At 69.9% G+C, this 22,990-nt stretch carries 22 protein-coding genes; 12 read left to right on the top strand and 10 right to left on the bottom strand.

Annotated features, from left to right (window positions below; genetic code table 11):
• Nucleotides 1-160: 160 nt before the first annotated feature.
• The 4 genes from AC1Q87_RS08660 to AC1Q87_RS08645 all read left to right on the top strand — a co-directional run bounded on the left by AC1Q87_RS08660 (nt 161) and on the right by AC1Q87_RS08645 (nt 3,615).
• Nucleotides 161-1,477 carry an acyl-CoA dehydrogenase family protein gene (locus AC1Q87_RS08660; RefSeq protein ID WP_492608563.1) on the top strand — a complete coding sequence of 439 codons (1,317 nt, stop codon included), beginning with the start codon at nt 161-163 and terminating at the stop codon, nt 1,475-1,477.
• Between the two features lie 105 nt (nt 1,478-1,582).
• A complete protein-coding gene (locus AC1Q87_RS08655) occupies nt 1,583-2,101 on the top strand; it encodes a GNAT family N-acetyltransferase (protein WP_492608562.1) in 519 nt (172 codons plus the stop codon).
• A 174-nt stretch (nt 2,102-2,275) separates the two neighbouring features.
• The gene (locus AC1Q87_RS08650) at nt 2,276-3,031 is read left to right on the top strand and encodes a TSUP family transporter (protein ID WP_492608561.1); all 756 of its coding nucleotides are present in this window, start codon (nt 2,276-2,278) and stop codon (nt 3,029-3,031) included.
• Nucleotides 3,031-3,615 carry a GNAT family N-acetyltransferase gene (locus AC1Q87_RS08645; RefSeq protein ID WP_492608560.1) on the top strand — a complete coding sequence of 195 codons (585 nt, stop codon included), beginning with the start codon at nt 3,031-3,033 and terminating at the stop codon, nt 3,613-3,615. Before AC1Q87_RS08650 ends, AC1Q87_RS08645 begins: the two co-directional genes overlap by 1 nt.
• Before the next feature lie 47 nt (nt 3,616-3,662).
• Here the strand turns inward: AC1Q87_RS08645 and AC1Q87_RS08640 are convergent, their stop codons facing one another.
• Nucleotides 3,663-4,538, bottom strand: coding sequence for an SDR family NAD(P)-dependent oxidoreductase (locus AC1Q87_RS08640; RefSeq protein WP_492608559.1), 876 nt, complete (start codon nt 4,536-4,538; stop codon nt 3,663-3,665).
• A 127-nt stretch (nt 4,539-4,665) separates the two neighbouring features.
• Here AC1Q87_RS08640 and AC1Q87_RS08635 point away from each other — a divergent pair, with 127 nt between their 5' ends.
• Nucleotides 4,666-6,399, top strand: coding sequence for an alkyl sulfatase dimerization domain-containing protein (locus AC1Q87_RS08635; protein ID WP_492608558.1), 1,734 nt, complete (start codon nt 4,666-4,668; stop codon nt 6,397-6,399).
• A gap of 10 nt (nt 6,400-6,409) precedes the next feature.
• Here AC1Q87_RS08635 and AC1Q87_RS08630 read toward each other — a convergent pair whose 3' ends face one another.
• Complete coding sequence (locus AC1Q87_RS08630; RefSeq protein WP_492608557.1) at nt 6,410-6,865, bottom strand: DUF6265 family protein; 456 nt, start codon at nt 6,863-6,865, stop codon at nt 6,410-6,412.
• A 2-nt stretch (nt 6,866-6,867) separates the two neighbouring features.
• Nucleotides 6,868-7,314, bottom strand: a complete 447-nt coding sequence (gene tadA, locus AC1Q87_RS08625; RefSeq protein WP_269627950.1) for a tRNA adenosine(34) deaminase TadA — start codon at nt 7,312-7,314, stop codon at nt 6,868-6,870.
• A 6-nt stretch (nt 7,315-7,320) separates the two neighbouring features.
• Between tadA and AC1Q87_RS08620 the strand changes: the two genes are divergently transcribed.
• Together AC1Q87_RS08620 and rsmD are read left to right on the top strand one after the other, a co-directional pair.
• The gene (locus tag AC1Q87_RS08620; RefSeq protein ID WP_492608556.1) at nt 7,321-9,087 is read left to right on the top strand and encodes a pseudouridine synthase; all 1,767 of its coding nucleotides are present in this window, start codon (nt 7,321-7,323) and stop codon (nt 9,085-9,087) included.
• Nucleotides 9,087-9,656 carry a 16S rRNA (guanine(966)-N(2))-methyltransferase RsmD gene (rsmD, locus tag AC1Q87_RS08615; protein ID WP_492608555.1) on the top strand — a complete coding sequence of 190 codons (570 nt, stop codon included), beginning with the start codon at nt 9,087-9,089 and terminating at the stop codon, nt 9,654-9,656. Before AC1Q87_RS08620 ends, rsmD begins: the two co-directional genes overlap by 1 nt.
• A gap of 111 nt (nt 9,657-9,767) precedes the next feature.
• Here the strand turns inward: rsmD and AC1Q87_RS08610 are convergent, their stop codons facing one another.
• Both AC1Q87_RS08610 and AC1Q87_RS08605 read right to left on the bottom strand, forming a co-directional pair.
• Nucleotides 9,768-10,043, bottom strand: coding sequence for a YjhX family toxin (locus tag AC1Q87_RS08610; RefSeq protein WP_436063082.1), 276 nt, complete (start codon nt 10,041-10,043; stop codon nt 9,768-9,770).
• 116 nt (nt 10,044-10,159) lie between these two features.
• Nucleotides 10,160-10,300 (bottom strand): hypothetical protein, encoded by a 141-nt coding sequence (locus AC1Q87_RS08605; protein WP_492608554.1) that lies wholly within the window; start codon nt 10,298-10,300, stop codon nt 10,160-10,162.
• Between the two features lie 124 nt (nt 10,301-10,424).
• On the opposite strand from AC1Q87_RS08605, the gene AC1Q87_RS08600 reads away from it, so the two are divergent.
• The 3 genes from AC1Q87_RS08600 to AC1Q87_RS08590 all read left to right on the top strand — a co-directional run bounded on the left by AC1Q87_RS08600 (nt 10,425) and on the right by AC1Q87_RS08590 (nt 13,719).
• Nucleotides 10,425-12,029, top strand: a complete 1,605-nt coding sequence (locus AC1Q87_RS08600) for an ATP-binding protein (RefSeq protein WP_492608553.1) — start codon at nt 10,425-10,427, stop codon at nt 12,027-12,029.
• Nucleotides 12,030-12,091: 62 nt separating this feature from the next.
• On the top strand, nt 12,092-13,141 hold the full coding sequence (locus AC1Q87_RS08595) for a DUF2157 domain-containing protein (protein WP_492608552.1): 1,050 nt from the start codon (nt 12,092-12,094) through the stop codon (nt 13,139-13,141).
• Nucleotides 13,138-13,719: a GDYXXLXY domain-containing protein gene (locus tag AC1Q87_RS08590; protein ID WP_492608551.1), complete on the top strand. Its 582-nt coding sequence runs from the start codon at nt 13,138-13,140 to the stop codon at nt 13,717-13,719. Before AC1Q87_RS08595 ends, AC1Q87_RS08590 begins: the two co-directional genes overlap by 4 nt.
• A 174-nt stretch (nt 13,720-13,893) precedes the next feature.
• Here the strand turns inward: AC1Q87_RS08590 and mutL are convergent, their stop codons facing one another.
• A complete protein-coding gene (gene mutL / locus AC1Q87_RS08585) occupies nt 13,894-15,762 on the bottom strand; it encodes a DNA mismatch repair endonuclease MutL (protein ID WP_492609266.1) in 1,869 nt (622 codons plus the stop codon).
• Between the two features lie 64 nt (nt 15,763-15,826).
• Between mutL and AC1Q87_RS08580 the strand changes: the two genes are divergently transcribed.
• Nucleotides 15,827-16,807: a TraB/GumN family protein gene (locus AC1Q87_RS08580; RefSeq protein ID WP_492608550.1), complete on the top strand. Its 981-nt coding sequence runs from the start codon at nt 15,827-15,829 to the stop codon at nt 16,805-16,807.
• Between the two features lie 144 nt (nt 16,808-16,951).
• Here AC1Q87_RS08580 and AC1Q87_RS08575 read toward each other — a convergent pair whose 3' ends face one another.
• From AC1Q87_RS08575 to ileS, 3 genes are all read right to left on the bottom strand, one after another.
• Complete coding sequence (locus AC1Q87_RS08575) at nt 16,952-17,524, bottom strand: DUF3035 domain-containing protein (protein WP_492608549.1); 573 nt, start codon at nt 17,522-17,524, stop codon at nt 16,952-16,954.
• A gap of 79 nt (nt 17,525-17,603) precedes the next feature.
• Nucleotides 17,604-18,089, bottom strand: coding sequence for a signal peptidase II (gene lspA / locus AC1Q87_RS08570; RefSeq protein ID WP_436063075.1), 486 nt, complete (start codon nt 18,087-18,089; stop codon nt 17,604-17,606).
• Nucleotides 18,090-18,155: 66 nt separating this feature from the next.
• Complete coding sequence (gene ileS, locus AC1Q87_RS08565) at nt 18,156-21,068, bottom strand: isoleucine--tRNA ligase (RefSeq protein WP_492608548.1); 2,913 nt, start codon at nt 21,066-21,068, stop codon at nt 18,156-18,158.
• Nucleotides 21,069-21,661: 593 nt separating this feature from the next.
• Here ileS and AC1Q87_RS08560 point away from each other — a divergent pair.
• Nucleotides 21,662-22,054 carry a GreA/GreB family elongation factor gene (locus AC1Q87_RS08560; RefSeq protein WP_492608547.1) on the top strand — a complete coding sequence of 131 codons (393 nt, stop codon included), beginning with the start codon at nt 21,662-21,664 and terminating at the stop codon, nt 22,052-22,054.
• Here AC1Q87_RS08560 and AC1Q87_RS08555 read toward each other — a convergent pair.
• Nucleotides 22,051-22,986: a bifunctional riboflavin kinase/FAD synthetase gene (locus AC1Q87_RS08555; RefSeq protein WP_492608546.1), complete on the bottom strand. Its 936-nt coding sequence runs from the start codon at nt 22,984-22,986 to the stop codon at nt 22,051-22,053. The two genes, AC1Q87_RS08560 and AC1Q87_RS08555, sit on opposite strands and share 4 nt — an antisense overlap.
• Nucleotides 22,987-22,990: the final 4 nt, after the last annotated feature.

Raw genomic sequence — 22,990 nt, 5'->3', positions numbered from 1 at the left:
ATTCCCGCCCGAAGATCCCAGCCCTTGCCGCGCAAGGGTTTGCGGCCGTGTGTCCGCACACGGCCAACGCTGGACGGCGTAAAATTAAAACGCTTGTTTGATTTAGCGAAAATATGGGCCAAAACTACCGCCCAACAAAATCGCAGCAGGAGAGACCCAGATGACCGAGGCCGCCGCCAAGCAGGCTAGCTTTTCGCTGAACGTGCAGGACGAACTGAACGACCTGCGCATGTCGGACAAGGCGCTGCCGCTCTACAATCAGGTGAAGCAATTCATCAAGGACGTGGTCCAGCCCATGTCCGAGGAATTCCACCGCCTGGGCGAGGGCAAGACCGACATCTGGAGCTACGCGCCCGGCCAGCTGGAAGTGCTGGAAGCGGCCAAGGACAAGGCCAAGGCCGCCGGCCTCTGGAACTTCTTCCTGCCCGACGCGCACACCGGTGAAGGCCTGTCGAACCTCGACTACGCCTACATCGCCGTCGAGCTCGGCAAGAACCCGATGGCGTCGGAAACGATGAACTGCGCCGCCCCGGACACCGGCAACATGGAAGTGCTGGAGCGCGTCGGCACCCCGGAACAGAAGAAGCAGTGGCTCGAGCCCCTGCTGGCTGGCAAGATCCGCTCGGCCTTCGCGATGACCGAGGTCAACGCCGCCTCGTCGGACGCCAAGAACATCAACACCCGCGCCACCCTGGTCGGCGACGAGTACGTGATCAACGGCGAGAAGCACTACATCTCGGGCGCCGGCGACCCGCGCTGCAAGATCATGATCACCATGGTCCAGACCAGCCCCGACGGCCCGCCCCACCTGCGTCAGTCGCAGATCCTGGTGCCGACCGACGCGCCCGGCGTGAAGATCCTCGGCCCGATGAACGTCTTCGGCGACCCGGACGCGCCGCACGGCCACATGCACATCGTGTTCGACAACGTCCGCGTGCCGGCCTCGAACATGCTGCTCGGTGAAGGCCGCGGCTTCGAAATCAGCCAGCTGCGCCTGGGTCCGGGCCGTATCCACCACTGCATGCGCGCCATCGGCCAGGCTGAGAAGGCCCTCGACCTGCTGGTCACCCGCGGCCTGACCCGCGAGGCGTTCGGCAAGCCGATCATCCAGCTGGGCGGCAACATCGAGATCGTCAGCCGCGCCCGCATCGAGATCGAAGCCATGCGCCTGATGGTCCTGAAGGCCGCCAAGGCCATGGACATCCTGCCGCGCGACGAAGCCCGGATCTGGATCCACATGGTCAAGGCCATGGTGCCGGAACGCGTCTGCCTGATCATCGACCAGGCCATTCAGATGCACGGCGCCCTGGGCGTCAGCCAAAAGACCCCGCTGGCCCGGATGTACACCTCGACCCGCACCCTGCGCCTGGCCGACGGCCCGGACGAGGTGCACCACATGGTCGTGGGCCGCAACGAGGTCCGCCAGTACCGCGAAATGCCGGTCGACCCGTCGAGCGCCGCGGTGTTCCGCAACTAGGCGCCGGCTGACCAGGCTGCACAGGATCAGGCCCCGGGAGACCGGGGCCTTTTTCTTCGTCCGGCCGCCATCGACCGCCGCGTCCGGCTCGGCCTAGGATTCGGCATGAGCTTCCGCATCAGACGGCTGAGCGCCGACGAAACCCTGCGCGCGGCCCCGGCCCTCGGCGTCGTGCTGAAGGACTGCGTGGACGGCGGGGCCTCGGTCTCGTTCATGGCCGACCTGACGCTGGACGAGGCGACGGACTTCTGGAAACGCGCCGCCGCGGCCCAGGCCGGCGACGGGCGCGCGGTGCTGGTCGCCGAGGACGACGAGGGCGCGTTCGGCGTGGTGCAGGTGATCGGCGCCGGCACGCCCAACCAGCCGCACCGCGGCGACGTCGCCAAGATGCTGGTGCACCGGCGCGGGCGACAACGCGGCGCGGCGCAGGCGCTGCTGGCCGCCGCCGAAGCGGCGGGCCGCGATCTCGGCCTGACCTTGCTGGTGCTCGACACCGTCACCGGCGGCGACGCCGAACGGCTCTACGCCCGGCTCGGCTGGACCAGGGTCGGGGTGATCCCGAACTACGCCCTGATGCCCGACGGGACGCCCTGCGCCACCACCTACTTCTACAAGGCCCTCTGACAGCCACGCCTGTTGGGTGTATGCAGGGGTTCGCCCACAGCGAACCTCCGACCGGCGCGATCGCCGGGAGCCGCAGCGGGCGACCTCTTTCCCGCGCGCGTGTCGCGCAGCTGGCCGGTGGAGTCGGGGGCCTGTGTCCCCCTTCCGAGCCGCTCGCAACCTGGAGGACTATCCATGGGGCTGCTACCGGCTCTCTTCCTGATCGCTCTGGCGTTCATCACCGCGACCTTGTCCGGCGTATTCGGCATGGCCGGCGGCCTCGTGCTGATGGGGGGGCTGGCGCTGGTGCTCCCCGTCTCGGCCGCCTTCGTGAGCCATGGCGTTCTTCAGCTGGTCGCCAACGGCTGGCGCGCCATCCTGCACCGCCAGCATGTGCGCTGGGACATCGTCGGCTGGTACGCCATCGCCTCGGCCGCCGCGGGCGGCATAGTGGCGATGATCTCCCTCGTCCCGTCCAAGCCGGTGCTCTACCTGCTGATGGGCTTGGTGCCTTTCCTGCTGTGGCTGCCGCAGCGCTGGATCAACCTCGACGCCGCCCGTCCGCCGCAGGCCTTCGCCTCGGGCCTGATGGTCACCGGGCTCAATCTGACCGCCGGGGTGGCCGGGCCGCTGCTGGACATCTTCTTCGTCCGCACCAGCCTCACCCGCCACGCCATCGTCGCCACCAAGGCGGCGACCCAGGTGTTCGCACACTTGGCCAAGATCCTCGTCTACGGTGCGCCCCTGCTGACGGCCAAGACCGCCGGCATGCCGCCGTGGTGGATGTTCGCCATCGCCATTCCGCTGTCGATGGCCGGCACCGTGGTCGGAGGCCGGATCCTCGACCGCATCACCGATGTGGACTTCAAGAGCTGGACGAAGTGGATCGTGACCGGCATCGGCGTGCTCTATCTGATCCAGGCCGCTCAACTGTTCCTGAGAGGCGCGTGATGCAGGTCGAACCGAAGGTGCTGGAGAACCGCTTCGTGCGGCTGGAGCCCATGGCTGACGGGCATCGCGACGCGCTTCGCGAGGCCTGCAACGCCGATCAGGACATCTGGACCGACCTCTACCCGTTCTCCTGGGCCAACGAGCACTTCGATCCGACCTGGGCCAAGCTGCGGAACGATCAGGCCGCGGGGAACACTCAGCCGTACGCGGTCGTAGCCGGCGAGAGGCTGGTCGGCCTGACGACCTTCTACGCGATCGATCCGGCCAATGCGGTGCTGGAGGTCGGCGGCACCTACTATCGGCCCGACGTCCGCGGCGCGGCGGTCAACCCGGCGGCCAAGCGGCTGATGATGGGGCACGCCTTCGACAGCGGCGCACGACGGGTGGTCTATCGGGTCGACGCCATCAACGCCCGCTCGCGCGCGGCGGTGACGAAGCTCGGCGCGGTGCAGGAAGGGATCCTTCGCCAGGACCGCGAGACCTGGACCGGCCGCATCCGCGACACGGTGATCTTCTCGATCCTGGCGCCGGAGTGGCCAGCCGTTCGCCAGAGACTGGACGAACGGCTGACCGTGTTCGCCTAGAGCGTCATCCCGGTTTCGGGCAGCCGAAGACCGGATGACACGTAGGGTCAGGCGCTGGCCGCGGTCTTTTCCTGAGCGGCTGGGAAGAACACCTCGGACGCGTGCTCGGCGACCTCCTGGGCAGTGTAGGGGCGCCCGGGCGTGAAGCCGTCGGTCTGCAGCATCTTGATCTCACGGACGCCGCGGGACGAAACGCCCAGCACCTTGCCGGTGTGGTCGGCAGCCAGGTCCGAGGCCATGAACAGCACGCCCGGCGCGATGTTCTCCGGCAGCGCCATGGCGTCCGGCTCCTTGTCGCGGAAGCCCGGCAGGTCGGAGGTCATACGGGTGAAGGCGCCCGGCGCCAGGCCCATGACCCGGATGCCGTACTTGCGTCCTTCGATCGAGAGCACGCGCATGAAGCCGTAGATGCCGGCCTTCGCCGCGCCGTAGTTCGACTGGCCGAAGTTGCCGTAAAGGCCCGAGGTCGACGAGGTCATGATGATGACGCCGGGCTTGCCGTTGTCCTTCATCCACTTCCACACCGGCATGGTGCAGCAGTAGGTGCCCTTCAGGTGCACCTTCACGACCAGGTCCCAGTCCTGCTCGGTGGTGTTGGCGAAGGTCTTGTCGCGCAGGATTCCGGCGTTGCAGACCAGGATGTCGACCTGGCCGAAATTATCCAGGGCGGTCTTCAGGATGTTCTCGCCGCCTTCGAGGGTCGAGACGTCGTCGGTGTTGGCCGCCGCGCGGCCGCCCGCGGCGATGATGTCGTCGACGACCTTCTGCGCCGCGCCCTTGTCGGAGCCGGAGCCGTCGCGCGGCCCGCCCAGGTCGTTGACCACGACCGCTGCGCCTTCCTTGGCGAACAGCTTGGCGTAGGCCTCGCCCAGGCCGTTGCCCGCGCCCGTAATGATGGCGACCTTGCCGGTCAGCAATCCCATGTCGTTTCTCCCTTATGATCTAACTTATGGGGCCATCTTCGGGGCGGGGTTTTGCGCTGGCAAGCCTTGACCGCTACGGGTGCCCGGCTCCAATTGGCGTGCATAATGCCAATAGGGAGCGACCTCGATGATCCGCATGCTGGCCCAAACGTCCGCGCTGACGGCCGCGCTGGCCGCCGCCGGCGCCGCCTACGCCCACGAGCCGGCCCCGCGCATCGCGCCCTCGTTGGCCGCCCATACCGCCGAGTTCGCCCCGCCCAAGGTCTATGAACCGGCGCCGGGGATCTTCTCGGCGGTCGGTTACGGCATCGCCAATTCGATCATGGTCGTCGGCAAGACCGGCGTCGTCATCATCGACACCACCGACAGCCTGGACGAGGCCAAGAAGGTCTGGGAACAGTTTGCGCCGCACGCCGGCGGCAAGCCGATCGTCGGGGTGATCTACACTCACAACCACAACGACCACATCAACGGCGCCCGCGGCTTCCCGGTGGCGGACGGCGCCAAGATCATCGCCCACGACACCCTGCTGCGCGAGGCGGCCAAGTGGAACGGCGTCGCCGCCCCGGCCATCGCCGCCCGCGCCGCGCGGATGTACGGCGTCTTCCTGCCCAAGGGCACGCCGGAGGGCTTCGTCAGCGTCGGGATCGGGCCCTACCTCTCGGCGTTCAGCGGCGGCGGGGCCGGCGGCTTCATTCCGCCCAACACGGTGTTCGCGGACAAGCTGGAGATCAGCCTCGGCGGCGAGAAGTTCGTGCTGGAGCATGCGCCCGGCGAGACCGAGGACCAGATCCTGGTCTGGATGCCCGATCGCAAGGTGCTGTTCCCCGGCGACAACATCTACAAGGCCTTCCCCAACCTCTACACGATCCGCGGCACCAGCTACCGCGACCCCGTGCAGTGGGCGAATTCGATCGACCGGATGCGGGCGCTGCAGCCCGACGTGCTGGTCCCCTCGCACACCCGGCCGATCGTCGGGGCGCAGGCGATCGCCACCGAGCTGACCAACTATCGCGACGCCATCCGCTTCACCCACGACCAGACGGTCCGCTGGATGAACCAGGGCCTGACCCCGGACGAGATCGTCGAGAAAGTGAAGCTGCCCGCTCACCTCGCCGCCGACCCGTACCTCTTCGAGCACTACGGCACGGTCGAATGGTCGGTGCGCTCGATCTTCGCCGGCTACATGGGCTGGTTCGGCGGCGACCCGGCCAGCCTGTCGTTCGACGCGCCGGACGTGCGGGCCAAGGAGGTGGTCGACCTGGCCGGCGGCGCAGCTCCGGCGTTGGCTGCGGCGCAGAAGGCCTTCGACGAGGGGCGTTGGAAGTGGACGGCCGAGCTGACCGGCTATGTCGGCCGCGCCGATGCGGCTTTGAAGCCGCAGGCCGACGCGCTGCAGGCCAAGGCGTTCCGCCAGCTCGGCTACGACAGCGTCTCGCCCAATGGCCGCAACTATTACCTTGAGCGCGCCGCCGAGCTCGAGAAGAAGGCGCCCGGCTGGGCCCAGATCATCAGCGCCCGTCAGAACGGCTCGCAGGCCGCCGGGCTGCCGGCCGCCGCGGTGATGGCGACCTTCCCAGTGCGGCTGAACGCCGAGAAGGCGGCGAACGCCGAGGCGGCGATGGGGCTGAAGTTGGCCGGCGACGGCGATTGGACGATCCGCGTGCGCCGCGGCGTCGCCGAGACCCCGACCGGCGTGGCCGCCGACGTTCCGCTGGTGGTCTCCGCGACCAAGGCCGACTGGGTCGGAGCCCTCGCCTCGCCCAGCGCGATGCAGGCGGCGCTGGCCTCCGACAAGGTCAAGATCGAGAAGGGCGACCCGGCGGCTCTGGCGGCGTTCCTCGATCTGTTCCGGGGATAACGTCGCAAAGCTACTCAGCCCGTCTGTACCGCCAGTCCTGGCTCTGCGGCTTGCCGTCCACAACGCCCTCGATCCGCGCGCAGAGGTCCTCGCCGCAGCGGCGGTAGGTCACCCGCTGCGGGAAGTCGTGGGCGAGGTTCTCGAACGTCGCCTGGCCGGCAGGGCCCGGCTTCAGCACGAAGGGCGTCGGCGGCTGACCGTCGAGACGGGCGGTGAAGGTCGCGCCGGCGGGCTCGGCGCTGATGGTCATGAACTCGGTGAACGGCTTGCGGCCGGGACGGTTTGTCTGGGACAGGCCGGACATGACGCCGTCCCGCGGCGCCAGCCAGACCTCGCGCACCGTGCGGTTTTCGCCCTGCTGAATCCAGGAACCGGCCAGCCAGCCCAGCGCCTGGACGTCGTCGGCCGGGGCGGCCTGGGCGGCGCCGGCGAACAGCAGCGCCGCGACGAGCATCGCCGTCCGCATGCTCAGCCCTTCTTCTTGCGCCGCGCCCGGAAGAAGCCGCGCAGCAGCTCGGCGCTTTCCTCGGCCAGCACGCCGCCGGTGACCTGCGGGCGCCAGTGGCAGGTCGGCTGCTCGAAGAACTTCGGCCCGTGCACGACCGCGCCGCCCTTGGGATCCTCGGCCCCGAACACGACGCGGCCGATCCGCGCATGGCTGATCGCTCCGGCGCACATCGCGCAGGGTTCCAGCGTCACGACCAGGGTCAGATCGGTCAGCCGGTAGTTCCCGAGCTTCGCGGCCGCTTGCCTTAAGGCGACGATCTCGGCATGAGCGGTCGGATCGTGCGCGCCTATCGGGCCGTTGGCCCCGACGGCGACGATCTCGTCGGTCCTCGGATCGACGACGACGGCGCCTACGGGAGTTTCTCCGCGTGACGCGGCGTCTTGCGCCGCCGCGAGCGCGATGCGCATGGTGCGATGATCATGATCCACGACCCCCAACGAAACGACCAGACGCCCTCCGGTCAAGGTGAGCGCGTCGCAAAGGCGCTGGCGCGAGCAGGCGTAGCCTCCCGGCGAGACGTCGAAAAACTCATTGAAGAGGGCCGCGTGGCCCTGAACGGCGAGGTGCTGACCAGCCCGGCGGTGAACGTCGGCCCCGACGATATTCTCACGGTCGACGGCGAGGTGGTCGACGCCGCCGAGCCGACGCGCCTGTTCCGCTACCACAAGCCGATCGACCTGCTGACCACCCACAAGGACCCGCAGGGCCGCCCGACGGTGTTCGACGCCCTGCCGCCGGGCCTGCCGCGGCTGATCTCCATCGGCCGCCTGGACATCAACTCCGAAGGCCTGCTGCTGCTGACCAACGACGGCGAGCTGGCCCGGGCGCTCGAGCAGCCGTCCAGCGGCGTTGTTCGGGTCTATCGGGTGCGCGCCCGCGGCCGGGTGACCCAGGCCGACCTCGACAAGCTGCAGGACGGCGTCACCGTCGAGGGCGTCCGCTACGGCCCCCTGGAAGCCAAGATCGACAAGGCCAAGGACGGCCCGAGCGGCGCCAACGTCTGGATCACCGTCACCATCGCCGAAGGCAAGAACCGCGAAGTCCGCAAGGTGCTGAAGTCGGTGGGCTTGGAGGTCGGGCGACTGATCCGCATGTCCTACGGCACGTTCGCGCTCGGCTCGCTGCCGATCGGCCAGATCGAGGAAGTCGGCCCGCGGGTGATCCGCGAGCAGCTGGTCGAGTACATCTCGCCCGAGAATCTGCCCAACGGCGACCGGCCGTCGTTCAAGTCGCCCAAGGCGCCGCCCGGCGCGCACGCGGTGCACGACGGCACCGGCCGTCGCGGCGCCGGCGCCCGTCCGGCGGCGGAGGCCAAGCCCAAGCCGAGCTACAAGGAGGGCTGGGCGCGTCCGAAGGTTGAGATCAAGGCCGGCGCGGTCAAACGCCGCCGCGCGCCGCGTCCCGAAGACGACGCCGCGCCCGCCGTGCCGCTGGCGCCGCGCCGCCGCTCGGCGCGCATTCCCGGCGACACGCCGGGCGGCATCCGCAGCTACGCCCCGGGCGACCCGTTGGCCCCGCCGCGTCCGCCCCGGCCCGGCGGCCCCAAGCGCAAGCCTGGCGGCCGCGACGACGCGCCGCGCAAGGGCGCGACCCTGATCGAGCGCGGCCCGCGCGCCAACGACGGCAAGCCGGCCAGGCCGCGCGGCCCGCGTCCGGAAGGCCGTTCGGACGATCGTCCCCGCGGCGACTGGTCCGGCCCGCCCCGCGGTCCGCGCCGCGAAGGCGACGCGCCGCGCGGTGAAGGACGGCCCGAGCGCGGGCCGCGTCCCGATCGTGGACCGCGTGGCCCGCGGCCAGACGGCGGCGCGCCGCATGGCGAGGGGCGCAGCGAGCGCTTCGATGGTCCGCGCGGTCCGCGGCCGTCGGGCCCGCGTCCGGGCGGCAAGCCGGGTTTCGGCGGCCCGCGGTCGGGGCCTCGTCCCGGCGGTCCGCGCCGTGATGGCGATGCGCCGCGCGGTGAAGGCCGTCCCGAGCGCGCTGACGGCCCTCGCGGTCCGCGTCCTGGCGGCAAGCCGGGCTTCGCTGGTCCGCGGTCCGGACCTCGCTCCGACGGCCCGCGCGGCGAGGGCCCGCGTTCCGATCGCCCGCGGTCGGGCCCCGGCGGCAAGCCGGGCGGTCCGCGTCCCGGTCCCAAGGGGCCTCGGCCCGGCGGCCCCCGCGGTCCTAAGCGGGACGGCTGATGCGCATCGTCTCCGGAGAATTCCGCGGCAAGGCCATCGCCACGCCGGAGGGCGAGCGCACGCGCCCGACGTCCGACCGCGCGCGCCAGGCGGTGTTCAACATCCTGGAGCACGCCGCCTGGTCGCCGGGCGTGCGTGACCTGAGGATCATCGACCTGTTCGCCGGTTCAGGTGCGCTGGGCTTCGAGGCGCTGTCGCGCGGCGCGGCCTTCTGCCTGTTCGTCGAGACCGACGAGCTGGCCCGCGGCGCCATCCGCCAGAACGTCGACGCCATGGGCCTGTTCGGGCGCACGCGGGTGCACCGCCGTGACGCCACCGATCTGGGGACGCGGCCCGGCGCCGACGGCCCGGCCTTCAATCTGGCCTTCCTCGATCCGCCCTATGGCAAGGGCCTGGGCGAGGTCGCGCTGGCCAAGCTCGCCGCCGGCGGCTGGCTGGCGCCCGGCGCGGTGGTGATGTTCGAGCGCGGGAGCGACGAGCCCGATTTCCAGATTGAGGGCTACGAGAAGCTGGACGCACGCGACTATGGCGCCGCGCGCGTCCATTTCCTGAAGTACGCCGGCGCCTAGACCCTTTCCGGTTCAGGTGGCTTCACCTGAACCGGACCAAAAAGTGTCTATCTTCAAATGTGTAGAGCGTGACGGCCGCTTCAACCGGCATCCACTTGAAGCTGTCACGCTCTAGAAGGCTCTGGCGGTGGTGCGGTTGTCGAGCTGGCTGCGCAGGCTCTTCAGTCCCTCCTTGGTGATGCGATAGGGCTGGCTGTCGCGACTGGCGATCAGCCGCTTCTGCTTCAGACTCTTGAAGACCGCGACGTTGCAGTCGCTGAGCACCCAGCCGTCGCGGGTGACGCAGTCGGCCGCGAGGATGTCGCCGCGATGGTCGCGTTCGAGGATGATCTGGCCGCCTTGGGCCAGGGCGTGCAGCGTGCGTTGCTGCGCTTTTGAAACGTTCAATGGATTGTCCAGCGTTCAGGCATGAGGAAACGCGCCCGGGCCAGATCTCGTGAAAACGAGGGCGCGGACGTTGGGGCCTGACTGCCGATTTTCAGACGAGGACGCCGGCTCGGCGGTTAGGCCCGGACCTCGAACGCAAGCTCAGACATGAAATCCTCTTTCTTGAGCCGTACGCGCCAATCATGGCCGAGCCGAACGCGGCCGTCCAGGCGCCGGGCCGCCATCATCACGCCGAGAGCTCCGGCCGCCTCCGGCATGTGACGGCTAGATGACCGTTGTGTGACATTATGTATTTGATTTAACAAAGAAAAATATCGGACATTCACGGCTCATTAGTCGAGGGGCGACTAAAGCGCTGCTCGACCCGCGAGAGCTCCTTCGATGTCCGCCATTCTGCTCGACCTGATCCAGTCGATCGCGCCGATCACGCCCGAGACGCTGGGCCAGGACGTCTATGACCGCTTCCAGGCCGAGCCTGACACCCTGGCCATCGCCGTCGTCGACGAGGAGGGCCGCCCCGTCGGCCTGGTCGAGCGCAACGCCTTCTTCGTGGCCATGGCCGCTCACTATGGCCGCGCGCTCTATGGGTTGCGGCCGATCTCGCTGCTGATGAACGCCGCGCCGCTGATCGCCGAGGGCGACACGCCGGTGGCCGAGTTCTGCGGCGACGTGCTCGCCGACCGCTCCAGCGAGGTGATGAAGGGCTTCGTGGTGGTCAGCGGGGGGCGCTACGCCGGGGTCGGCTCGACGCTCGCCCTGCTGCAGGCCACCAACGCCGCCAACCGCGCCCACGCCGAGGAGATGACCCGGCTGGCCGACACCCTCAACCACGCCAAGCTCGAGGCGCAGAGCGCGCTCACCGCCAAGTCGCAATTCCTGGCGGTGATGAGCCACGAGATCCGTACGCCGCTGAACGGGGTGCTGGCCATCGCCGACATCCTCCAGCGCCGGCTGGCCGATCCGGCGCTGAAGCCCTACGTCACCACCATTCAGGATTCCGGTCAGACCCTGCTGCGGCTGCTGACCGACGCCCTCGACTTCAGCCGCGCCGACGCCGGCCAGCTGGAACTCGCCGAGGACAGTTTCCACCTGCCCGGTCTGCTCGACGACCTCTCGGCGCTCTGGACCGCGCGGGCCGAGCTCAAGGGCTTGAGCCTTTGCTTCCGCTACGAGGGCGCGCTCGACCAGTGGGCGTTGGGCGACGCCGTCCGCATCAAGCAGGTGTTCAACAACCTGATCGGCAACGCCCTGAAGTTCACCCGGCAGGGCGGGGTGCAGGTGACGCTGCGGGCTCGCCGCGACGATGTGCATGTGGTGGTCGAGGGCGAGGTCCGCGACAGCGGCGTCGGCATTCCCGCCGATCGCCTGGGCGCGATCTTCCAGCCGTTCAGCCAGACCGAAGCCGGCGTGCGTGAGGGCGGGGCGGGCCTGGGCCTGTCGATCTGCCGCCAGCTGGTCGAGCAGATGGGCGGCGCCATCGGGGTCGAGAGCGATCCGGGCGGCACGGCGTTCGGCTTCGAGTTTCCGCTGTTCGATCTGCCGGCCCCGAGCCCGGCGGAGATCGCCGCCGAGCCGGACCTCAGCCAGGGACCCGGCGGTCTGCACGTGCTGATCGCCGACGACAACGCCACCAACCGCCTGGTGGCCGAGACGCTGTGCGGCATGTTCGGCTGTACGAGCGAAAGCGTCGAAGACGGGGAGCAGGCGGTCAGCGCGGCGGCCACCGGGCGCTTCGACCTGGTGCTGATGGACATCAAGATGCCGAACCTCGACGGCGTCGGCGCCACGCGGCGGATCCGCGGCCTCGCCGGCGCCGCGGCCCAGGTGCCGATCCTGGCCATCACCGCCAACGCCGATCCCTGGGACGCGGCCAGCTACCTGGCCCAGGGCATGGACGGCGTGGTCGAAAAGCCGATCAAGGCCGAACGCCTGCTCAGCGCCATCAACGGCCTATTCCTCGAAGAGGCCGAGTCGGTCGCCGCCTGACCTTCGCCGGTTGCCTGCGCCGCCGCCATAGGCGAGGGTCTGGCCTCGGCGAGGAGGCGCGGATGGCGAGCTACAAGGCTCGACTGACCAAGGACCTGGATGAGTGGATCGCGGCCGGCCTGGTGCCGGCGGCGAATCGCGGCGTGATTCTGGACCGGGTGTCGGACGGCCGGCGGATCGACGCCTCGGCCGCCCTGGCGGTGATCGGCGCGCTGCTGCTGGGGGCCGCGGCCATCGCCTTCGTGGCCGCCAACTGGGGCGCGATCCCGCGGCTGCCGCGGTTCGGACTGATCGTCGGCCTGTTCCTGGCGGTGGCCGGGGGCGGGGCCTGGGCCGCGCGCGCCGGGCGTCCGCTGCTCAGCAACACCCTGCTGGCGGTGGCGGCCCTGGTCTACGCCGCCGCCATCGGCCTGACCGGCCAGATCTTCGACATCGCCGGCGACCCGCAGCGCGCCCTGCGCAGCGCCGGCCTGGCCGCGGCCCTGCTGACGATCGCCGGGCGTTCCAGCGCCGCCGGGGTGGTCGCCTTGGCGCTGTTCGGCTTCGGGGAGTTCGCCGGCCGCTTCGACGGCGGCGAGAGCCGCTGGCTGATCTTCGCCGCGCCGGTCGGCGTGGGCCTGGCCTGGCTGTGGAACTCCAAGCCGCTGGCGCACGCCTCGGCCCTGGCGTTGATCGTCGGGCTGGTGGCGGCGATCGCGCAGTTCGAGCGCTGGGGCGCGACCAGCCTGCTGGCCAGCGCCGCCGTCCTGGCGGTCCTGGCGGGAGGCGCGCGGCAGCTGGGCGAGCGGCGCACGGCGGTGATCTTCTTCCTGTGGTTCGTCTGGGGCGCGCTGGTGTTCTACGGCGTCGCCGGGTTCGACGAGTTCAAGGGCGGGGCGCTGATCGCCCATCGCGCCGCCTGGCTGATCCTTTCGGGCGGCGTCATCGCGCTGGGCATGCACGATCGCCAGGGCATGGTCACGGCGGCCGGCGTGGTCTCGATGATCGCGGCGGTCTGCACCATCCTGTTCGATCTGGGCCTCGGCCTGATGACCGCGGCCGGCCTGTTCGCGGTCTGCGCGCTGATCGCGCTGGTCGCCGGCGGTCTGACCCGGCGGAGGGCCAAGGCATGATCGCCAGTCTGCCCCTGCGCATCGCCGCCGCCGCCGCCGTCCTTGTGCTGCTGCTGGTCGGCGTGGTGCTGCGCGAGAGCGGCGCCCGCGCCGCCGGCCGCGAAGTGCTGTTGCCGATGGAAGCGGTCGATCCGCGCGACCTGCTGACCGGCCACTACGTCGCCTTGCGCCTCACCCAGCAGCTGGCGCTCGGCCAGCCCTGTCCGCGCGAGCGATCCACCTTCGAGGACGGCGGCTGGATCGGCCTGAAGCCTGCGGACGGCCACTATCGCTTCGTCAGCGTCGGGGCGAGCCGCGAGGCGGCCCTGGCCGCGGGCGCGGAGCTTGCGGTGCGCGGCGGGGTCTATTGTTCGCGCACGGCGTTCGGAAACACCGAGTCCGACGTGGTCACCCTCGACATCGGCGTCGACCGCTTCCACGCCGACCAGGACGAGGCCCTGGCCATCGAGAAGGCGCTACGCGAACGCCGCCAGGGCGAGGCGCCGGCCTTCGCCGTGGTGTCGGTTGGGAACGACGGCCGCGCGCGGCTCAAGGGCGTAATCGTCGGCGGCAAACGCACCGACCTGACCTGGTGGTGACGTCTCCAGAGGCTCCCCCTCTGGGGGAGCTCCCGACCGTGAGGTCGGGTGAGGGGGACTTTGAGCCCCCTTTGGACTCACAGGCTGGCGCGTCGGGAGAAACGGCGGGAACTCCGGTCCCCCTCAGTCCGCCATTCGGCGGCCAGGTCCCCCAGAGGGGGAGCATCTGAGGGCTCACCGCCGCCCGAACAACCGCTCGATGTCGGCCAGCTTCAGTTCCACATAGGTCGGGCGGCCGTGGTTGCACTGGCCCGAGTGGGGCGTGGCCTCCATCTGGCGCAGCAGGGCGTTCATCTCCGGTGCGGTCAGCCGCCGGCCGGCGCGGACCGAACCGTGGCAGGCCATGGTGCCGCAGACCTCGGCCAGCCGCTCCTTGAGCGCCAGGGCCTGGCCGTTCTCCGACAGGTCGTCGGCGATGTCGCGGATCAGGCCGGAGACATCGGTCTCGCCCAGCAGGGCCGGGGTCTCGCGCACCAGCACCGCACCGGGACCGAACGACTCGACCACCAGGCCCATGTCTTCCAGCTCCGCAGCGCGGGCGACGACCCGCTCGGCCTCGGCAGGATCGAGCTCCACCACTTCGGGCAGCAGCAGCACCTGTCGGGACACCCCGCCGCCCTCCATCTGGACCTTCATCTGTTCGTAGACCAAGCGCTCGTGCGCGGCGTGCTGGTCGACGATGACCACCCCGTCGCGGGTCTGGGCGACGATATAGGTCTCGTGCACCTGGGCGCGGGCGGCGCCTAGCGGGAAGTCGACCGGATCGAACACCACGCTGGGAGCGGGCGCCTCCTGCAGGCCCGGCGTGTAGGCTGCGGGCGACGGCGTCCATTCGGTCGCCTCGGCGCGGGCCGAGACGTCGGTCAGGCCCGGGATGGCCGCGGCGATGGCCGGGGCCCAGCCGCCGGCCTGCCAGGCCGAGAAGCCCTGGGCCGAAGGCTGCGGCGGCGGATAGCTCGGCTGCGGCGACCAGCCGGGACGCAGGTTCGAGAGCGTGTCGCTGGCGACCGTGGTCGCGGCGCGGTGGCCGGCGCCGGCCAGGGCGTGTCGCAGGCCGCCGACGATCAGGCCGCGCACCAGGGCCGGATCGCGGAACCGCACCTCGGCCTTGGCCGGGTGGACGTTGACGTCGACCAGCGACGGATCGAGGTCGAGATACAGCGCCACCAGCGGGTGACGGTCGCGGGCCAGGAAGTCGGCATAGGCGCCCCGCAGCGCGCCCTGGAGCAGGCGATCGCGCACCGGCCGGCCGTTCACGAACAAATACTGGTGGGCGCTGTTGCCGCGGTTGAAGGTCGGCAAGCCGGCGAAGCCGGTGAGCCGCACGCCCTCGCGCTCGTGGTTGATCTCCAGGGCGTTGTCGGAGAACTCGCGGCCCATGATCGAGGAGAGGCGGGCCAGCCGCCCGTCCGGCCCCTTGCTCTCGGCCGGCAGCCGCAGGGTGCGCCGTCCGTCGAGGTCGAGGGCGAACGACACCGCCTCGTGCGCCATGGCCTGGCGCTTGAGCTCGTCGGCGATGGCCAGCGCTTCCGAGCGCTCGGACTTCATGAACTTCAGCCGGGCCGGGGTGGCGTAAAACAGGTCGCGCACCTCGACCCGCGCCCCGTGCGGCCCCGGGAAGCCGGAAGGCGTCACCGCCCCGACCTGACCGCCTTCGACCAGGATGGCGTGGGCGTCGGCCAGGCCCTTGGCGCGCGAGGCGATCGACAGCCGCGCCACCGAGCCGATCGAGGGCAGGGCCTCGCCCCGGAAGCCCAGGGTGTGGATGTGCAGCAGGTCGTAGTCGCCGGCGTCGTCGGGGGCGAGCTTGGACGTCGCGTGCCGCTCGATGGCCAGGGCCAGTTCGTCGGCCGACAGGCCGCAGCCGTCGTCGGCGACCAGGATGCGGGTCAGCCCACCGCCGTCGGCCTGCACCTCGATGGAACGCGAACCGGCGTCGAGCGCGTTCTCCACGAGTTCCTTGATGGCGCTCGCAGGGCGCTCGACCACCTCGCCGGCGGCGATGCGGTTCACGGTTTCGGGCGGAAGGCGGCGGATGGGCATGGTCACGCTTCGGTTAGCTCGTCACTATATGGCGATTCCGGGGGGCAAGTCTGGAAGGTGGTCCTTGAAACCGACCCTCGGCGTGGCGCTGGCCGCCGTCATTCTCGCATCTCCTGTCTCGGCCCAGGTTCCGCTGGTTCCGGTGCCGCCGCTCGCGGCCGGGGTCGTCGATCCGAACGAGACCCTGGTCGAGGAGCTCGTGGTCACCGCCCGGCTGCCGGGGCCCGCCTGGTGGCGCGTCTCCAACGGCGCGTCCACCGTCTACGTGCTCGGCGCCCCGACCGTGGCGCCCAAGCGCCAGCAATGGGACCGTCTGCAGTTCGAGCGCCATCTGGAAGGCGCGAACGCGGTGATCCTGCCGTTCACCGGCCTGAAGGTGAAGCTGGCCGGGGCCCCAGGCGCGGCGATCAGCTACCTGCGCCTGAAGTCGGGCAAGCCGTTCGAGGACAGCCTCGATCCGGGCGAGCGCGCGCGCTTCGCGGCCGTACGCACCAAACTCGGCCAGCCTGCCGACCACTACAAGACCAAGCACCCGCTGGCCGCGGCGCTGATGCTGACCGACGACTACCGTGAGAAAGAGAACCTCACCACCGCCGACCCGACCAAGCTGATCAAGCTGCTGGCCCAGCAGGGCGGGGTGAAGGTGGTGCAGCGCTCCTATGACCTCGGCCCGCTGCTGGGCGCGGTGATCCGCACCTCGCCGGCGGCCGGCGAGGCTTGCCTGGACGAGGTGATGGGCGAGATCGAGGCAGGGCCGGGCCGCACCCTGGCGGCCTCGCGCGCCTGGGCCGACGGCGACGTGGCCGGCGCGCTGGGGGCCGAGCGCAGCTACGAGCGCTGCATCGCCGTCACGCCGGGCGCGCAGGCGTTCGATGCGCGGGTGAAGAACGATCTCGCCAAGGACATCGAGACGGCGCTGAAGGCGCCCGGCCACGCCATCGCCGTCGCCCCGCTGCGCACCCTGCTGGCCCAGGGCGGCGTGCTCGATCAGCTCCGCGCCAAGGGCTACGACGTGAAGACGCCGGGCGATGTGGAGGCGGATTGATATGGATGCTCCCCCTCTGGGGGGCTGTCAGCCTCTGGCTGACTGAGGGGGACGTTGACTCAAGCTATTTGAGAGCGGTCCCCCTCCGTCTCGGCGCCTCGCGCCGAGCCACCTCCCCCAGAGGGGGAGGATTTGAGGACGGTTCTACAGGCCCGGCAGCTTGATGCGGGTTTGCTTCTCGCGGGAGATCACGACGGGCTTGTCGCCGGTCAGGCTCTTGACCTTGGCTTCTTCGGCGGCCGGATCGACCGGGGCCGGGACGTTGTCGCCGGCCGCGGCCACGACCGCTGCGCTGCCGCCGGCGGCTTCGCCCGGCTTCCAGAACATGACCTTGTCGGCGAACGACTTGTCCTTGTGGGCCAGGGCCCCGGTTTCGTCGTCGACGACGTAGCGGATCAGCGGGTCGGCCTTGTCGGCGCCGGCCTTCGCGACCAGCAGCTTCTCGCCGTCCGAGCGGGCCTGGGCTTCGCGCGTGCCGAGCAGGGCGTTGCGCGCGGCGCTTTCCGGCTGCAGCTCCTGCGGGCGCGGTTCGCCGGGCGCCGGCGGGCGCAGAGCGTATTCGGGCGGAACCACCAGCGGCGCCTTCGAAACCACGCGAAACTCGTCCGGGGTGACCTTGGTCATGCCCAGCGCGTTACGGGTGGAATTGCAGCCTGCGAGGCCAAGGCCGGTCGCCGCGACGAGGGCGGACGCGACGAGCACACGGTTCAGACGCATCAACTTTGAGTCTCCGAAAGCCGCCCCCCGGCGGTGAAGGGTGGGTAAATAGCGCATACGGGCATACCCGCCAACGCGATTAAGCAGCCGATTCCTTACGCAGGGAATCGAGCAACAAGAAGACGACGCCGATGGTGATGGCGCTGTCGGCGACGTTGAACACCCAGGGGAAGAACCCCAGGCGCTGGAAATCCAGGAAATCGACCACCGCCCCGAAGCGGATCCGGTCGATGGCGTTGCCGATCGCCCCGCCAATCACCAGACCGAGGCCCACGCTCAGCAGCGGCCGATCGGCCTTGCGGACCCAGACGGCCAAGGCGATGGCGACCCCGATCGAGAAGATCGTCAGGATCCAGCGCACGAGGTCGGCGTCGGCGCGGAACAGGCCGAAGCTGACGCCGCGGTTCCAGACCATGGTCAGCGAAAAGGGTCCGGCGATCGGCGTCGAGAACCGCGCGGGCAGGTCGTAGACATAGAGGATCCAGTACTTCGACAGCTGGTCGGCCAGGATCACGAAGGCGGCCAGGCCATAGGCCGCCCAGCCGAGTTTGGAGATGGACTTCAAGAGTGCTCCCATTTTCCGGTCGCCCCGCAGGAGCGACCGGAACTGTGGTTTATCCTGCGGTCAGGCTCAAGCCCGCGCAGCGTCCCAGGCGGCGACCGCGTCGGCGTCACGCAGGGACAGGTCCGGATAGCGCGGATCCGAGCCGACTTCCGGCAGGATCCGCCACGAGCGGGCGCACTTGGCGCCTTGCGCCTTCAGCGGCTCGACCGCGACGCCAGGGACCTCGGCCAGCCGGAAGGCGCCGGACGGGCCTTCGCCGGCGACCAGGGTCGCCTGACTGGTGCGGAACACCTCGGCGGCGTCCAGGCCCTCGAGGGTGGCCAGCAGGGCCGCGTCGGCGACGTGGACCACCGGGGCGGCTTCGAGCGCCGCGCCCATGCGCTTCTCGCGGCGCTCGACCTCCAGCGCGCCGGTGACGACGCTGGTCACCTGCTGCACCTTGGCCCAGCGCTCGGCTTCGGCGTCGTTGCGCCACTCGGCCGGGGTCTCCGGGATCTGCCGCAGGCAGTTGGAGATCGCGTCCGGATAACGGGTGGTCCAGGCCTCTTCCATCGTGAACGGCGTCAGCGGGGCAAGCCAGGCGGTGATCCGCTCGAACACCGCGTCCATGACCGTGCGCGCGGCGCGCCGACGCAGGGCGTCCGGGCGGTCGCAGTAGAGGCTGTCGCGACGGATGTCGAAGAACAGCGACGACAGGTCGGTCTGGCAGAACTCGATGATCGGCCGGATCACGTCCTGGAAGACGTAGCCCTCGTAGCCGGCGCGCACCTGGGCGTCCAATTCCCACAGCCGGTGCAGGATGAAGCGCTCGAGCGGCGGCATTTGCTCGAGCTCGACCGCCTCGTCCGGCGAATAGTCGGCCAGCGCGCCCAGCATGTAGCGGACGGTGTTGCGCAGCTTGCGATAGGCGTCCGACGTCGTCTGCAGCACGGTCTTGCCGATGCGGCTGTCGTCCGAATAGTCGATCATCGCCGCCCACAGGCGGATGATCTCGGCCCCCGACTCGCGGATCACCGCCTGCGGATCGACGACGTTGCCCTTGGACTTCGACATCTTCTCGCCGTTCTCATCCATGGTGAAACCGTGGGTGAGGATGGCGTCGTACGGCGCGCGGCCGCGGGTGCCCGAGCTTTCCAGCAGCGAGGACTGGAACCAGCCGCGATGCTGGTCGGACCCTTCGAGATAGAGGTCCGCCGGCCATTTGGTGTGCTCGCGGTTCTCCAGCGTGAAGGCGTGGGTCGAGCCGCTGTCGAACCAGACGTCGAGGATGTCGTCGATCTTCTCGTAGCGGTCCGGATCGTGGGCGCCGAGGAAGTCAGCGACCGGGCGGTTGAACCAGGCGTCGGCGCCTTCGGCTTCGATCGCCGCGATGATGCGGGCGTCGACCTCAGGATCGTGCAGCGGCTGGTTCGTCTCCTTGTCGACGAACATGGCCAGCGGCGCGCCCCAGGCGCGCTGACGGCTGATCAGCCAGTCGGGCCGGGTCTCGACCATCGCGCGGATGCGGTTCTTGCCGCCGGCCGGATAGAAGGCCGTGGCTTCGATCGATTCCAGCGCCGTCTCGCGCAGGGTGCGGCCGCCGAGCTGCAAAGTGTCCACCGGCTCGTCCATGCGGATGAACCACTGCGGGGTGTTGCGGAAGATCACCGGGGCCTTGGAGCGCCACGAGTGCGGATAGGAGTGCTCCATCCGCCCGCGCGCCAGCAGGCGGCCGGCCTCGATCAGCTTTTCCATGACCGCGCCGTTGGCCGGGCCGAACTTGCCGGCCTTCTTGCCCTCGGTCTCCAGCACCTTGAGGCCCGCGAACAGCGGCACGTGCGGATAGTAGGCGCCGTCCGGATCGACGGTGTCGGGGATGTCGCGATGACCGTGCGCCAGCCACACCAGATAGTCGTCGGCGCCGTGGCCCGGCGCGGTGTGCACGAAGCCGGTGCCGGCGTCGTCGGTGACGTGGTCGCCGTCCAGCAGCGGCACCTGGAACGCGTAATGGGTGTCGAGCGCGGCCAGCGGGTGTTCGCAGACCATGCCCTGGCAGTCGACCGCTTCGATCCTGCGCCAACTGGCGATCTTGGCGGCCTTGAACACGTCCTCGGCCAGCTTGTCGGCCACGATGAGCCGGTCGCCGGCCTTGGCCCAGGGCTCGAACTCCAGCCCCTCTTCCATGGCCTCGACCTGGTAGACGGCGTAGTCGACCGAGTCCGAATAGCTGATGGCGCGGTTGGCGGGGATGGTCCACGGCGTGGTGGTCCAGATCACCACGCTGGCCCCGCGGGCCGCGTCGCTGCCCTCGACCACCGGGAACTTCACCCAGATCGTCGGCGACACGTGGTCGTGGTACTCGACTTCGGCGTCGGCCAGGGCGGTGCGTTCGACCGGGCTCCACATCACCGGCTTGGAGCCGCGATAGAGCTGGCTGCTGGCCACGAACTTGTGGAACTCGGCCACGATCGCGGCCTCGCTCGAATAGTCCATGGTCGCGTAGCGGTTTTCCCAGTCGCCGATGACGCCCAGGCGCTTGAAGCCGTCGCGCTGCACGTCGATCCAGTGGGCGGCGTACTCGCGGCAACGGGCGCGGAACTCGGCCTTGGAGACTTCGTCCTTGCGGCGGCCCTTTTCCTTGAGCTCCTTCTCGATCTGCCACTCGATCGGCAGGCCGTGGCAGTCCCAGCCGGGCACGTAGTCGACGTCGTAGCCGAGGAGGAAGCGCGAGCGGACCACGAAGTCCTTCAGGGTCTTCTGCAGGGCGTGGCCGATGTGGATCGCGCCGTTGGCGTAGGGCGGGCCGTCGTGCAGCACGAACAGCGGCGCGCCGGCGCGCTGCCGCTCGGCGCGGACGGTGTTGTAGAGGTCGGCCTTCGCCCAGCGGGCCAGGATCTCCGGCTCCTTCTGCGGCAGGCCCGCGCGCATCGGGAACGGGGTTTCCGGGAGGAAGACGGTTTCGCGATAGTCGCGCGAAGGCAGTTCGGCGTCGTCGGCCATGGGACTTTCCAGCTTGGCTCGGAGCTTGAGGACTTAAGCGGGTGGAACCCGGCGCGCGCTGGAGCGATCGTCCGGCGGCGTCACGCCGGGCGAATAATTCGCAGGGGTTTCCGAACCGAAGTCATGTCCCGGGGCTGTAGCAGAGGGCGCCGGTGCGCGCGAGCCCCTTTGCCCGCGGTCGCCGACGGGGTGGGGAATTTGACATCGCCCGTCGGGCCGGTCAGGATCGGATCAGGATGTGTATTTGCATGAACATGCCGCGCCGAGCGCACCATGCGGGACGCCTAGTCGAAGGAGACTAGCCCCGAGCTCATAGCGGCCGCACGCCGCGAGTTCGGGGATGCTTTCATCCAAAATCCTGATCACTGGTCTTCGATCCGTGGCTTAGCGCCACGGGGAGCATCGTGACATGCCAAAACCTCCGCCGCCGCCCGCAGATACTGCGGGTGTTCTTTCCCGTGCGCCCGATACTCAGCCGCCCGAGCCGAAGGTCATCGCCTTCCCGCGGCGCCCTGGGCCCGCGGCCCGCCCCGATCCCGACGACGACCCGCCGCCCAGCGCGGCCTGACGAACCAACCAAGAGGAGCCAACCCATGGCCGCCAAGATGAAGGCCCGCCCCAAGGTGCGGGTCACCGAAGCCGATTTCGAGAAGCTCGCCGCCATCGGCGCGGCCTCGCGCTCGCCGATGCCCGGCGCCAGCATCCTGCTGGAAGAGCTCGAGCGCTTCTCGATCGTGCCGAACACCGACCGCCGCTCGAAGTTCGTGCGGCTGGGCTCGAAGGTCACCTATCGCGACCTGATCTTGAAGCGCGACCGCACGGTGCAGGTCGGCCTGCCGGGCGAGGCGGACATGGACGAGAACCGCATCTCGGTGCTGGCCCCGGTGGGCGCAGCGCTGATCGGCCTCTCGGTCGGCGACGTCTTCCGCTGGGAGTCCCCCGACGCGCGCCTGCGCGAGATCGAGGTGCTGTCGATCGAGGACTAGAACTCGGGCAGCAGCAGCGCGCGGGCCTGGGCGGCGTCGGCGTGGATCTGTTCGATCATGGCTTCCATGCTGTCGAACTTCTCCTCGGGGCGCAGATAGGCGACCAGGTCGGTCTCGATGACCTGGTCGTAGAGGTCCTCGTCGAAGTCGAACAGCCAGACCTCCAGCCGCGGGGCGATCTCGCCGGGCACGGTCGGATTGACGCCGATATTGGCCACGCCGGCGATCTCGCGCCCGTCGGGCAGGCGGGTGCGGGTGGCGTAGACCCCGAGCTTGGGGATCACATAGTCGGTCAGGGCGACGTTGGCGGTCGGGAAGCCGATCGTGCGGCCCAGCTTGCGGCCGTGCTCGACCGCGCCCTCGATGGCGAACGGCCGGCCCAGGATCGCTGCGGCGTCCTGTGGGCGGCCCTCGCGCAGCGCCGCGCGCACGCCGGTCGACGAGAACTTGTCCGCGCCGTCGCCCAACGCCTCGGCGACCGAGACCGAGAAGCCGAGCTCGCGGCCATAGGCGGCCATCAGCTCTGGGCTGCCGGTGCGGCCCTTGCCGAACGAGATGTCGAAGCCGACCGCCACGTGGCGCACGCCCAGGCCCTCGTGCAGCACCTGGGTCGCGAACTCGCGGTCGGTCAGGTTGGCCATCTCGTGGTCGAAGGGCAGCACGTAGAAGACGTCGACGCCCAGCGCGTCCAGCGCGCGCGCCTGCTGGTCGGTGTCCATGATCCGGAAGGCGGGGGCGTCGGGCTGGAAGATCTGGCGCGGGTGCGGCTCGAAGCTGATGACGCCGAGCGGCGCCTTCAGGGCCTGGGCGGCTTTGGCGGCCTCAGCGATCACCCGCTGGTGGCCTCGGTGCACGCCGTCGAAGTTGCCGAGCGCGACGGACGCGCCCTTGTCGGCGGCGTCGAGCCCCTTCCAGCCGTGAACGATGCGCATGGCT

The sequence above is a fragment of the Phenylobacterium sp. GW823-FHT02A09 genome (genome assembly GCF_058797775.1).
This window is presented reverse-complemented; position numbering and strand designations above follow the sequence as displayed.

What these genes read in the sequence shown, in the direction of transcription:
- AC1Q87_RS08660 (WP_492608563.1), top strand. Translation starts at nt 161, where the DNA reads ATGACCGAGGCCGCCGCCAAGCAGGCTAGCTTTTCGCTGAACGTGCAG.
- AC1Q87_RS08655 (WP_492608562.1), top strand. Translation starts at nt 1,583, where the DNA reads ATGAGCTTCCGCATCAGACGGCTGAGCGCCGACGAAACCCTGCGCGCG.
- AC1Q87_RS08650 (WP_492608561.1), top strand. Translation starts at nt 2,276, where the DNA reads ATGGGGCTGCTACCGGCTCTCTTCCTGATCGCTCTGGCGTTCATCACC.
- AC1Q87_RS08645 (WP_492608560.1), top strand. Translation starts at nt 3,031, where the DNA reads ATGCAGGTCGAACCGAAGGTGCTGGAGAACCGCTTCGTGCGGCTGGAG.
- AC1Q87_RS08640 (WP_492608559.1), bottom strand. Translation starts at nt 4,538, where the DNA reads ATGGGATTGCTGACCGGCAAGGTCGCCATCATTACGGGCGCGGGCAAC.
- AC1Q87_RS08635 (WP_492608558.1), top strand. Translation starts at nt 4,666, where the DNA reads ATGATCCGCATGCTGGCCCAAACGTCCGCGCTGACGGCCGCGCTGGCC.
- AC1Q87_RS08630 (WP_492608557.1), bottom strand. Translation starts at nt 6,865, where the DNA reads ATGCGGACGGCGATGCTCGTCGCGGCGCTGCTGTTCGCCGGCGCCGCC.
- tadA (WP_269627950.1), bottom strand. Translation starts at nt 7,314, where the DNA reads ATGCGCATCGCGCTCGCGGCGGCGCAAGACGCCGCGTCACGCGGAGAA.
- AC1Q87_RS08620 (WP_492608556.1), top strand. Translation starts at nt 7,321, where the DNA reads ATGATCATGATCCACGACCCCCAACGAAACGACCAGACGCCCTCCGGT.
- rsmD (WP_492608555.1), top strand. Translation starts at nt 9,087, where the DNA reads ATGCGCATCGTCTCCGGAGAATTCCGCGGCAAGGCCATCGCCACGCCG.
- AC1Q87_RS08605 (WP_492608554.1), bottom strand. Translation starts at nt 10,300, where the DNA reads ATGCCGGAGGCGGCCGGAGCTCTCGGCGTGATGATGGCGGCCCGGCGC.
- AC1Q87_RS08600 (WP_492608553.1), top strand. Translation starts at nt 10,425, where the DNA reads ATGTCCGCCATTCTGCTCGACCTGATCCAGTCGATCGCGCCGATCACG.
- AC1Q87_RS08595 (WP_492608552.1), top strand. Translation starts at nt 12,092, where the DNA reads ATGGCGAGCTACAAGGCTCGACTGACCAAGGACCTGGATGAGTGGATC.
- AC1Q87_RS08590 (WP_492608551.1), top strand. Translation starts at nt 13,138, where the DNA reads ATGATCGCCAGTCTGCCCCTGCGCATCGCCGCCGCCGCCGCCGTCCTT.
- mutL (WP_492609266.1), bottom strand. Translation starts at nt 15,762, where the DNA reads ATGCCCATCCGCCGCCTTCCGCCCGAAACCGTGAACCGCATCGCCGCC.
- AC1Q87_RS08575 (WP_492608549.1), bottom strand. Translation starts at nt 17,524, where the DNA reads ATGCGTCTGAACCGTGTGCTCGTCGCGTCCGCCCTCGTCGCGGCGACC.
- ileS (WP_492608548.1), bottom strand. Translation starts at nt 21,068, where the DNA reads ATGGCCGACGACGCCGAACTGCCTTCGCGCGACTATCGCGAAACCGTC.
- AC1Q87_RS08560 (WP_492608547.1), top strand. Translation starts at nt 21,662, where the DNA reads ATGGCCGCCAAGATGAAGGCCCGCCCCAAGGTGCGGGTCACCGAAGCC.
- AC1Q87_RS08555 (WP_492608546.1), bottom strand. Translation starts at nt 22,986, where the DNA reads ATGCGCATCGTTCACGGCTGGAAGGGGCTCGACGCCGCCGACAAGGGC.